This window comes from Massilia aquatica, from assembly GCF_011682045.1.
GTDB lineage: Bacteria > Pseudomonadota > Gammaproteobacteria > Burkholderiales > Burkholderiaceae_D > Telluria_A > Telluria_A aquatica.
In genome coordinates, this window is record NZ_VVIW01000003.1 from 299,207 (window position 1) to 311,132 (window position 11,926).

Annotated in this window: 6 protein-coding genes; 5 read left to right on the forward strand and 1 reads right to left on the reverse strand. The window is 65.8% G+C overall.

The window, feature by feature from the left end:
• The first annotated feature begins 202 nt into the window (after positions 1-202).
• The 4 genes from F1609_RS07345 (at position 203) to F1609_RS07360 (ending at position 4,711) form a co-directional block, all read left to right on the forward strand.
• Positions 203-2,524, forward strand: coding sequence for a TonB-dependent receptor (locus F1609_RS07345; protein WP_167075831.1), 2,322 nt, complete (start codon positions 203-205; stop codon positions 2,522-2,524).
• A 160-nt stretch (positions 2,525-2,684) separates the two neighbouring features.
• A complete protein-coding gene (locus F1609_RS07350) occupies positions 2,685-3,659 on the forward strand; it encodes a fatty acid desaturase (protein WP_167075832.1) in 975 nt (324 codons plus the stop codon).
• Between the two features lie 3 nt (positions 3,660-3,662).
• Positions 3,663-4,466, forward strand: a complete 804-nt coding sequence (locus tag F1609_RS07355) for a phosphate/phosphite/phosphonate ABC transporter substrate-binding protein (RefSeq protein WP_229421704.1) — start codon at positions 3,663-3,665, stop codon at positions 4,464-4,466.
• A gap of 29 nt (positions 4,467-4,495) precedes the next feature.
• Positions 4,496-4,711: a hypothetical protein gene (locus tag F1609_RS07360; protein ID WP_167075833.1), complete on the forward strand. Its 216-nt coding sequence runs from the start codon at positions 4,496-4,498 to the stop codon at positions 4,709-4,711.
• Between the two features lie 45 nt (positions 4,712-4,756).
• Here F1609_RS07360 and glnE read toward each other — a convergent pair whose 3' ends face one another.
• On the reverse strand, positions 4,757-7,507 hold the full coding sequence (glnE, locus tag F1609_RS07365) for a bifunctional [glutamate--ammonia ligase]-adenylyl-L-tyrosine phosphorylase/[glutamate--ammonia-ligase] adenylyltransferase (protein ID WP_167075834.1): 2,751 nt from the start codon (positions 7,505-7,507) through the stop codon (positions 4,757-4,759).
• Positions 7,508-7,688: 181 nt separating this feature from the next.
• Between glnE and F1609_RS07370 the strand changes: the two genes are divergently transcribed.
• Entirely contained in the window at positions 7,689-11,921 is a 4,233-nt protein-coding gene (locus F1609_RS07370) for a YhdP family protein (RefSeq protein WP_167075835.1), read from the forward strand.
• Positions 11,922-11,926 lie beyond the last annotated feature (5 nt).

Genomic DNA, 11,926 nt, shown 5'->3' on the forward strand with positions numbered 1-11,926 from the left:
TTTTTCGAAAATCGCTAACCTCAAAACCGTCATTCCCGCCTTCGCGGGAAAGACGGTTTTTAGTTTGTCGGCAAAAGCACGCCAAACGCTAATTCATATAAGCAAACTTGTTTATCTTCGTGTCGCAGGCTTTCCGCCTTCGATATACTTTTCGGACGAGATAGACGAGCACGCATTACCAATCAAACAAGAAGGAACACCGATGGCAAAGCAGTTGATCGCCCACGGCGCACTGGCGATCTTCTCGCTCGGCGTCATCGCTCCAACCCAGGCCCAGCAGGCGCCTGCCACCGATGGCGCCGCCCGCGCCGCCGCGCGCCAGGGGGCCGGCGCCAGCACCTCCGAACAGATCGACAAGGTCGAAATCACCGCCACCCGCGCCGTCAACGCCGTCGACGTGCAGCAGGTCCCGGCCGCCATCACCGTGCTGCAACCCGAAGGCCTGGCCAAATTTAGCCTGGGAAAACTGTCCGATATCGCCAGCCTGGTGCCGGCCATGAGCGTGCAGGAGCAGGGCGCCGGCGTGAACAACATCACCATGCGCGGCCTGGTCGTGCGCGGCATCGTGCCGTCCGAAATCCAGGATTCCTCGCTGGTGGCCGTGTATGTCGACGAGATGCCGGTCACCCTCAAGTCCGGCAACCCCGACCTGAAAGTGCTCGACCTGGAACGCATCGAAGTGCTGCAAGGCCCTCAGGGGACCCTGTTCGGGGCCGGCGCCATGGCCGGCGCGGTGCGCCAGATCACCCAGAAGCCCGATACGACCGACCTGTTCGGCTCGGTCGAAGCGGTCGGCTCGCGCACCTCCGGCTTTGGCGGCAACAACGGCAACCTGCGCGGCATGGTCAACATTCCGCTCAAGGCCGAGGTGGCCGGCCTGCGCCTGACCGGCTATACCGGCAAGGAGTCGGGCTACATCCGCAACGACTTCAGCGGCGCCACCACCAACGCCGTCTCGACCAACCAGGGCCGCGCCGCGCTGCGCCTCCGCGCCTCGTCCGACCTGGTAATCGACGCCAGCGCCACCGCCTCCAACATCAAGGGCGGCATCAACGATGCATATTCGAAGCTGGCGCCATTCACCACCTTCGCGCTGCTGCCGCAGCAGAGCAACGATTCGTTGCAACTGTATAACCTGTCCGTGAACTATGACCTGGGCGGCGCGCAGCTGGTGTCGTCGAGCTCGTATTTGCACCGCGATACGGCGTATGCGCAGTCAGCCCAGTATCCGGCCACGGCCTTCATTTTCAGCGGCAAGAATCCGCTGATGGCGTCGGCCTACACGATCGGCAATGCGGTGACCGACTTTGCCCAGGAACTGCGCCTCAATTCGAAAGCGGCGGGCCCGTTCAAGTGGACCGCCGGCGCGTTTTTCGAAACCGGCGAACGCAAGCTGCGCCAGGAGCAGCCGACCGCCGGCTTCGACGCCCGTTTCGGCGAGACGCGCAACTTCCCCGGCTATAACTCGCAAACCAACGACGGCGCCACCACGCCCAACAATTACTTTTCGGGCCGGCAAGACACCAAGTCGCACCAGGTCGCGCTGTTTGCCGAAGGCACGTACACCGTGTTCGACAAGCTCGACCTGACCGCCGGCCTGCGCCTGTTCAAGGGCACCCAGGATTTCGACCTGCATTTCAGCGGCCTGTTCGGCAACCTGGTCGGCGCGACGCCAGCGCTGCCCACCGGCAGCCCCGAGGTGAGCAGCAGCAGCGCCACCGCGCAGGGCGCCAATCCGCGCTTCGCGGCGGCTTACCATGTGGATCAGGATCACCTGCTGTACGCCAACGCGGGCAAGGGCTTCCGCTACGGCGGCAACAACCAGCCGGTGCCGTTCAATTTTTGCGGCGTGAACGCGCCGTCGACCTTTGCGCCGGACAGCCTGTGGAGCTACGAAATCGGCTCCAAGAACACCCTGTTCGAGCGCCGCATGACGCTGAACGTGAATGCCTACCTGACCAACTGGAACGACGTGCAGGTGTTCAACAGGTTGCCATGCACCTATTACTTCACCCAGAATGCCGGCAAGATCCGCAGCGAAGGCGTGGAAGTGGAAGGCGCGTTCAAGCTGACGCGGCGCGCCAGCATCGGTTTCAACGCGGCCTACAACCATGCCTACGCGCGCGACGCGGTGGTGACCGGCATCGCGGCGCAGAATATTCCGGCCGGCTCGCGCACGCCGTACGCACCGCGCATCGCCGCCAGCGCCACGGTCAGCTACCGGATTCCGGTGGCCGGCACGGATGAAGTCGGCGTGGCGGCCAGCTATGCCTACAAGGGCAGCGCCTACACCAACTTTGCCGCCGCGCAGGGCAGCTATTCGGAGATTCCATCGTCGAATACGCTCAACGCTACCTTGAGCTACACCACGCGCGGCTATGAAGTCGGCCTGTTCGGCACCAATCTGACCAACGGCAACAAGGTCAGCGATGTGACCACCAACAGCATCGCCATCCAGCCGGGGGATACCTTGTTCATGGCGCGTCCGCGCACAGTGGGAGTCCGTCTCAAAGCGCGTTTTTAAGCAGGTGACCTCGAAAAACCTACTGCGCGGCGTCATTTTCCCCCTGCGATGCTCACCGTACATTCGTACGGCTGCGCTTCTCGGACGAAACTGACGCCGCTCGCTACGGTTTTGCGAGGTCCCCACAGTGTTGCAGTGCACTTACCAGGAGAACTTGCTTATGACAACAGCAGTGGCAAAGGAAGTGTGCACAAACTACATGGACGCCGCGCAACAGCAGCAAATGCGCGGCGAACGCGGGCGCTGGCTATGGCTGGCGGAGTGGCCCACCTGGCTGTTGATCGTTGTCATCCATGGCGGATGGCTGGCCACCATGGCGTACTGGCGCGAGCTCGGCACGCCCGCCGCCACGCTGCTGATGATCTGGTGGTGCGCGTGGTACATGTCGCTCCAGCATGAATTGATCCACGGCCATCCGACCCGCTGGCCGACGCTCAACCGCCTGTTCGGCACGGTGCCGCTGGCGGTCTGGTATCCGTATCAGCTGTATCGCGACAGTCATCTGCGCCATCATGTCGATTTCCACCTGACCATGCCGGCGCTCGATACCGAGAGCCATTATGTGTCGCCCGCCACCTGGGCCGGCATGGGCAAGCCGCTGCGACAGCTGCTGTGGTTTAACAAGACCTTCTGGGGCCGCCTGCTGGTCGGTCCGGCGATTGCGATCACGTCGGCCTGGATTGAGGCTGTGCGCCAGCCCTTGCGCGGGGACTGGACGCAGGCGCACATGTGGCTGCGCCATGTGGTGATGCTGGCGGTGCTGCTGTGGACGGTGGAGGTCACGTTCGGTGTGTCGGCAGTATATTACGTGCTGGCGATTTCATACCCGGCGCAGTCGCTGGTGATGATCCGGTCTTATTACGAACATCGCCCGGCCGAGCACCACAAGCAGCGCATCGTGCTCAACGAGGCGGGTTTCGTGTTCCGCCTGCTGTATCTGAACAATAACTTCCATCTGGTGCACCACGACTTTCCATCGCTGCCGTGGTATCTGCTGCCGCGTGTCTATCATGCGCGGCGCGACGCCTATATCGCCCGCAGCGGTGGCTTTTACGTGCGCGGCTACGGCGAGCTGATGCGCCGCTTCGGCCTGACGCCGGTCGACGCACCCGTGCATCCGCACATGCCGGAGTAAGCGATGACGTGGAAAGTGGCTTTCCCGATGTATAACGTCTCGGCCCGGATCGGAGCAGGGTACGAAGCCCTGTTCGAGGCGCTGGCCGAGGTGCTGCGCGCCGGCGGCATGCTTGAGGCCGTCGAGCTCGTACGCGATCCGGTCCTGCCGGATTTCTGGAAGCGGCCCGACATGCTGCTCAGCCAGACCTGCGGCTATCCTTACCTGACCCAGTTGCGCGACCACGTCCGGCTGCTGGCCACCCCGGCCTACGACTTTGAAGGCTGCGAGGGGGCGGACTACGCCAGCGCGATCGTGGTGCGCGAAGGCGGCGGCATCGTCACCCTGGCCGACGCGCGCGGGCGGACGGCGGCCGTCAACGACGCCGCTTCCAACAGCGGCATGAACGCGCTGCGCCATGCGGTGGCGCCGCTGGCGCGCGAAGGGCGTTTCTTCAGCGGGGTGATCTGGTCGGGCAGCCACCGCGCCAGCTTGGAACTGGTGCGCAATGGCGCAGTCGACCTGGCTGCCATCGATTGCGTCACCCTCGGCTATCTGCGCCGGGAACAGCCGGCGAGCCTGGACGGGATCGCGCTGCTTCAATACTCGGCGCCGTCGCCCGGCTTGCCGCTCGTGGCTGGCGCCGCCGTGCCGGAGGCGTTGCGGCAGCAGTTGCGCGAGGCCTTGCTGGCGCCGCCGGCAGCGCTCGCCGCCATCATGCCGGCGCTGTCGATCCGGGCTTTCGCGCTATATACAATACAAGAGTATGCCCGCATCGGCGTGCTGGAATCCGAGGCACGGGCACATGGCTATCCGCAGTTGGCATAGCCCCGGACAACGTTTAAGGAAGAGAAGACATGTTACTGAACGTCGTGAAGCAGGTACTGAGAAAAAACTGGATGCTCCCGTTCGCCGTAGCGCTGCCTTTTGCGCTAGCATCCTATTTTCGTACCGGCGCGGTGGACTGGCCTTATACCCTTTTCTTGCTTGCAGCGCCTTTCGCTGGCTTGTTGCTAATAAAAGTTCCAATCGAATATCACGCTGCCAGGAAAAGGCTGAGCGCCGCACGCTGAGCAACCTTTCCGATCCCGGTAACAGGCGGCCTGCGTGCCGCTTGACTAGGCGAACACCGCCTCCCACAACTGCCTGACCGGCGCGCTGTGCTTTGCCACCAGCGCCGCATCGACGCGCGCATTGTCCTTGCCCTGCAGGCGCATCTGGTGCTGCAGCTTGCGCATGGCGCGGTAAGCGTCGCCCACTGCCAGCGCCAGATCCGCATCGATCAGCCCCAGATCGGCGAACATGCGCAGCAGGCCGATGTTGCCCAGATTAATGGTCAGCTGCGGATACTGCGCGCAATGGCGCAGCACCAGGTACTGCGACATGAATTCGACATCGATCATGCCGCCCACGTCCTGCTTGAGGTCGAACAGGCCGGGGCGCGCCGGATGGGCGTCGATCATCTTCTTGCGCATCTTCAGCACTTCCTGCTTGAGCTCGTCCGCGCGCGCCGAACGGTCGGTGCGCAGCACCCGTTCGCGCACGGCTTCGAAGCGCTCGCCGATGGCGGCGTCGCCGGCGCAGAAACGCGCGCGCGTGAGCGCCTGGTGTTCCCAGATCCAGGCCGAATTTTCCTGGTAGCGCTCGAAGGCGGCCACGCTCGAGACCAGCATGCCGCTGGCGCCGTCCGGGCGCAGCGCGGTATCGATGTCGAACAGAATGCCGGCCGAGGTGTGCGCCGTCATCCAGGTAATGAAGCGCTGGGCCAGCTTGGCGTAGTTGCCGGGCGCATCCTGGTCGTCGTCGTCGAACAGGAAAATCACGTCCAGGTCCGACACGTAGCCGAGTTCCTTGCCGCCCAGCTTGCCGTAGGCGATGACGGCGAAGCGCGGCACCTCGCGGTGGCGCGAGGCGATCGCCTGCCAGGCGGCGTCGATGGTGGCGGCGACGATGGTGTCGGCCAGCGCCGACAGGTAATCGGCCAGCTTTTCCACGGTCAGCTCGCCCGCCAGGTCTTGCGCCAGCAGGCGGAACAATTGCGCGTGGTGGGCTTCGCGCAGGATGTCCATCTGGCGCTCGGTGTCGCCGGCGGCCGCGCCCAGTTGCTCCTTGAGTTCGGCGGCCAGCGCGGCGCAGTCGGGCACGGCGCTGCGCACGCGTTCGTCGAGCAGTTCGTCGAGCACGATCGGGTGCTGGGTCAGGAAGGTGGCGGCCCAGCCGCTGGCGTACATCATGCGGATCACGCGCTCCAGGGTGTGCGGATATTCGGTCAGCAGGGACAGGTAGGCCGAGCGGCGCGCGATGGCTTCGAAAAACGCCAGCAGGCGGGTGAGGGTGGAACTGGCGCTGCCGGAGCCGGCCTCTTGCGCGGTCTTGGCGATCAGCGGCAGCGCGGCGTTGACCAGCGCCAGCAGGCGGGTGCGGCTCGCTTCGGGCAGGGCTTGCACCTTGCTCGATTGCCAGGTGCTCATCAGGCGGCCGGCGGCGCCGCCGGCGTCGTCGAAGCTGAGCGCGCGCAGGTGCGCTTCGATCGCTTCGCGGTTGTCGAGGTCGGCCCCGCCCCAGTTGCTGGCGCCCGGGTCGACCGTGTCGCCGCTCTGTTCGGACTTGTCGCTGAAGATGGCGTCGAACTGGGCGGCGACAAACTGGCGGGTGGCGTCGAGCTGGGCCAGCAGGGTGGCCACGTCGGGCAGGCGCATCATTTGCGCGATGACGGCGCGGTCGGCGTCGCTGGCGGGCAGGGTGTGGGTCTGGGCGTCGTCCAGGTATTGCAGGCGGTGCTCCAGGTTGCGCAGGAAACTGTAGGAAGCGAGCAATTGCTCGACCGTGTCGGCCGGCAGCAGTTCCTTGTCGGCCAGCACGCGCAGGGTGGCGCGGGTGGAGCGGTCGCGCAGGGCGGCGTCGCGCCCGCCGCGGATCAGCTGGAACACTTGCGCCAGAAATTCAATTTCGCGGATCCCGCCGCGTCCCAGCTTGACGTTGTTGCTGCGGTCCGGGTGCAGGCGCTCCTGGCGGTCGACCTCGGCGCGGATCTGGGCATGCATGGTGCGGATGGCGTCGATCACGCCGAAATCGAGGTAGCGCCGGTAGACAAAAGGATGGACGATGGCTTCCAGCGCGGCAATATCTTCCGCCGTGCCGGTAACGGCGCGCGCCTTGACCCAGGCGTAGCGTTCCCATTCGCGGCCCTGCACGATCAGGTATTCCTCGACCATGTTCAGGCTGGCCACCAGCGGGCCGGAATTGCCATTCGGGCGCAGCGCCATGTCCACGCGGAAGGTAAAGCCATCTTCGGTGATCTCGGACAGGGCGGCGATCAGCTTCTTGCCCAGGCGCGTAAAAAACTCGTGGTTCGACAGCGGGCGCTGGCCAGCCCCGGCGGCGGTGTCGCCATCTTCCGGGTAGACGAAGATCAGGTCGATGTCGGACGAGACATTCAGCTCGCCACCGCCTTGCTTGCCCATCGCCAACACAATCATTTCCTGCGGCAAGCCCGATTCATAGCCCATCGGCATGCCGTGGCTGGCTACCTGCTCGGCCATGAGGGCGGTGAGGTGGGTGCGGATGGCAAAGTCGGCGAACGCGGTCATGGTCGCCACCACTTCGGCCAGGTCGGCCTGGCCGTCCAGGTCGCGTTCGATCAATCCGGAGACCAGCAGGTTGCGCAGGCGGCGCATGGCGCGCACGGTGGGAAGCGGCGGGGCGCCCGGCTTGGCGTCGTCCAGCGCCAGGCGCGCCAGCGTTTGCGCCAGATCAATCCGGTCGAGCGCGCCGGCGCTGATGCTGGCAACAGCGCCGGCGCGGTTGGGGTCGGCCGCCAGCCAGCGTTGATAAAAGCGCGAGAGCGGTGTCAGGGAGGCTGGAGTCATTGGTTGGCGTCAGGAAAGGGTAAGTGAAAGTCGGGTTCGGCGGCGCTTGTATAAGGTAAAATTAACATGGGCCGCGCTACGGTGAGGATCAGGACGATGGTAAGGGAGCCGGCGCGATTCGCGCAAGCGCTACCTTATTGCACTACATTTGGATACGGCGGGACCCTTTATCAGCTTATTGATGCATACACCGGAAGCACAGGCGGCCGCCGAGCACCTGCCCATTGCAGAGCGCTGGCGGCGGCTGCGTTCCGCCTATCGGGCCTGCAACCGCGCCACCCATCATGTGCTGGGCTTCACGATCAAGCTGGCGCTGCTGGTGTATTTTCTGTTCACCATTGTGTTCCTGGTGCTGCGCTACGCCATCCTGCCGAATATCGACTATTACAAGGGCAATATCGAGCGTATTGCCAGCCGCGCGCTGGGCAGCGATGTCACTATTACCCGCATTTATGCTTCCTGGCGCGGCTTGCGCCCGAACCTGTTCCTGGGCGATGTGATCCTGCGCGATCCGGCCGGCCGCCAGGTGCTCAGCCTGCCGAGCGTGTCGGCCACCCTGTCGTGGTGGAGCGTGCCGACCCTGGAACCGCGATTTTACTCTCTGGAAATTATTCGGCCCGACCTCGACATCCGGCGCGACGCCAGCGGCCAGCTGTTTGTGGCCGGCATGCCGATCAAGCAGGGCGACAGCGGCGACAGTGGTGGCGCCGACTGGGCCTTCAAGCAGCGCCAGATCCTGATCCGCGAAGGGCGCGTGCAGTGGACCGACCAGCTGCGCGGCGCCCCGGTGCTGGCGCTGGAGAACGTCGATGTGGTGCTCAAGAACCGCTGGCAGCACCACCGCTTCGGCCTGCGCGCCACCCCGCCGGCCAGCCTGGCCGGGCCGCTCGACGTGCGCGCCGACTTTGCCCATCCGCGCTTTACGGCGCGCATGGCCGACATGCGCCAGTGGAAAGGCGAGCTGTACGCCGACCTGCCCGATACCGACCTGGCGGCCTGGACCCCGTATCTCGATTACCCGGTCAAGCTGAGCCAGGGCCAGGGATCGGTGCGCGCCTGGCTCAGCCTGGACCGGGCCAAGCTGGCCGGCTTCACCGCCGACGTGGCGCTGGCCGGCGTCTCCGCGCAGCTGGCGCGCGACTTGCCGGCTTTGGCGCTGGCGCGCGTGCGCGGCCGCCTGTCCGCGCGCGAAACCTTTGCCGCCGGCACTAATCGCGGCACCCCGGCCTGGGGCGCGCACGGCCACGAAGTCACGCTCACCGATTTTTCCCTGCTCACCGCCGACGGCCTGAGCCTGGCGCCGACCACCTTGTCCGAGTCCTACACCCCGGCGCGCGGCCAGACCCCGCAGCAGGTGACAGTGAGTGCGCGCCAACTCGACCTGGAAACCCTGTCGCGCCTGGCCGCACAGTTGCCCTTGAGCGAGGTGCAGCGCCAGTTGCTGGTCGACAGCGGCTTGCGCGGCAAGGTGAGCGACCTGTCGGCCAAATGGCAGGGCAAGTTCCCGGACATCGCCAGCTACCACGTGCGCGCCAGGCTCGACGGCTTGAGCATGCGCGCCCAGCCGGCCCGGCTGGCCGTGGCCAAGACCGCCTCAACCCCGGCACGGGCGGCGTTTCCGCCGATTCCGGGCATCGAGAACCTCTCCGGCACGATCGACGCGAGCGAAAAGGGCGGCGCGCTCACCCTCGCTTCGCAGCAACTGGTGTTGCAACTGCCGGCCTGGTTCGCCGACCCGGCCATGCCCTTCGACCAGTTCGACGCGCGCGCCCGCTGGACCTTTGCGCCCCAGAACAAATTGCTGGTGGAACTGGAAAGCCTGAATTTCGCGCAAGGCACGCTGACCGGCTCGCTGTCGGGCACGCACCAGATGACCCTCGGCTCGCAGCCGGGCAAAGCGGCCGACATGGTCGACCTCAGCGGCACCGTGAGCGGCTTCGCGCTCAACAGCATCGGCCGCTATCTGCCCCTGAAAACCCCGGAACACTTGCACCACTGGCTGACCGGCGCGCTGGAAGACGGCATGGCGCAGGACGCCACCTTCCGCCTGCGCGGCGACATGGCGCATTTCCCGTTCCGCAGCAACACGCCGGGCGAGCGCAAGGGCGAGTTCCGCATCGGCGGACGCCTGGAAAACGCCAGACTGAACTACGCGCCGGGCCACTTCGCGCCCGACGGGGTGGCGCCGGTGTGGCCGCAGGCCGAGCAGATCAACGGCAGCTTCCTGTTCGAGCGCACGCGCATGGAAATCAAGGGCGACACGGCGCGCACGCGCGGGGTGGCGCTGAGCGCGGTCAAAGCCGTGATCGCCGACCTGGCCGATCCCGACAAGGTGCTCGAGATCGACGGCAACGCCGCCGCACCGATGCAGGACTTCCTCGGCTACGTCGAGGCGAGCCCGGTGCTGAACTGGATCGGCCGCTTTACCGAACACACGCGCGCGACCGGCAACGCCAGGCTGGGCTTGAAACTGCAATTGCCGCTGGCGCACCTGATCGAATCGAAAGTGCAGGGCAGCTTGCAGCTGATGAACAACGACGTGGTGCTGTTCGAGCCCTTGCCGCCGCTGCAATCGGCCATCGGCAAGCTCGAATTCAACGAAAAAGGCCTCAACCTGAACGGCGTCGGCGCCAGCTTCCTGGGCGGGCCGCTGGCACTCACCGGCGGCACGCAACGCGACAATGCGATCGTGATCAAGCTGGCCGGCAGCGCCAGCGCCGACGGCATCCGCAAGACCTATCCAGCGGCGGCCTTGCAGCATGTGCTGGGGCTGGTGTCGGGCGCGGCCCGCTACACCGGCTCGGTGGTGGTGCGCGATCACCAGGCCCAGGTGACGGTCGATTCGACCCTGGCCGGCATGGGCGTGGAGCTGCCGGCGCCGCTCAACAAGGCGGCCGCCGACAGCCTGCCGCTGCATTTCACCCTGACCGGCTTGCCGGTAAGCGAGGCCGGCGTGGCGCGCGACGAAATCCGGCTGGCGCTGGGCGCCCACATCGGCGCGCGCTACCAGCGCATCAAGCTGGGCAAGGGGCCGTGGAAGGTCGAGAGCGGCGGCATCGGCGTGAACGTGCCGGCGCCGATCCCCGACAGCGGGCTGATGATCAATGCCGAGATGAAGACCATCAACGTCGACCAGTGGATCGCGATCGGTTCGTCGGTGGCGCACGCGGCGCCCGAGCCGGCGGCCGCAGCGGCGGCGGCGGCCGCCCCGGCGGCCGGCGCACCGGCGCTTGGTGCGGCCGAGGGCGGCATGGACCTGGCCCAGTACGTGGTGGCCGATGTGCTGGCCGCGCGCGCGAACGAACTGATCATCAGCGAACGCAAGCTCGACAACGTGGTGGTGGGCGCCTCGCATGTCAAGGGGACCTGGCAGGCCAACGTCGATGCGCGCCAGGTGGCCGGCCACGTCACCTGGGTCGAGGGTCCGAGCGGGCAGGGCCTGGGCAAAGTGACGGCGCGCCTGGCCTCGCTGATCATTCCGGAATCGGCCGCCGCCGGCGTGAAAGACTTGCTCGAAGGCGGCAAGAGCGCGGCCGCGACCATTCCCGCGCTCGACATCGTGGCCGAGCATTTCGAACTGTTCAACAAGAAACTCGGACGCCTGGAACTGGTCGCCAGCAACGCCCAGCTTGCCAGCGGGCGCGAGTGGCAGATCAACAGCTTGCTGCTGGCCAATCCCGACGGCGTGCTGCGCAGCACCGGCAAGTGGGTGACCGGGGAAGGGCAGAGCAACACCAGCCTGAACTTCGTGCTCGACATCGAGGATGCCGGCAAGCTGCTAGACCGTTTCGGCTTCCCCGAAACGCTGCGGCGCGGCAAGGGCAAGATGTCGGGCGAGATCGCCTGGAATGGCTTGCCGTATTCGCTAGACATTCCTAGCTTGTCCGGCAAGATCGACATGAGCGTGGCGGCCGGCCAGTTCCTCAAGCAAGACCCGGGCGCGGCCAAGCTGCTCGGCGTGCTGAGCCTGCAAATGCTGCCGCGCCTGCTCAAACTCGACTTCCACGATGTATTTTCGGAAGGGCTGGCCTTCGACGGCATCAGCGCCAACGCCAGCATCACGCGCGGCGTGGCGCGCACCGACAACCTGAAAATGCATGGCGTGGCCGCCACCGTGCTCATGGCCGGCACGGCCGACATTGCAAACGAGTCGACCAACCTGCATGTGGTGGTGATCCCCGAATTTAACCTGGGCACCGGCCCGCTGGTGTACGCGCTGGCGGTCAATCCGGTGGTCGGGCTGGGCAGTTTCCTCGCGCAACTGTTCCTGCGGGCACCCGTGATGAAGGCGCTGACCTATGAAATGCAGGTCACCGGGCCGTGGAAGGCGCCGGTGATCACCAAGCTCGGCGCGCCGAAGGGCCCGCCGCCGCTGGTGCTGCCGGCGAGCAACGTGAAGCCCGACAGTAACTGAACAGA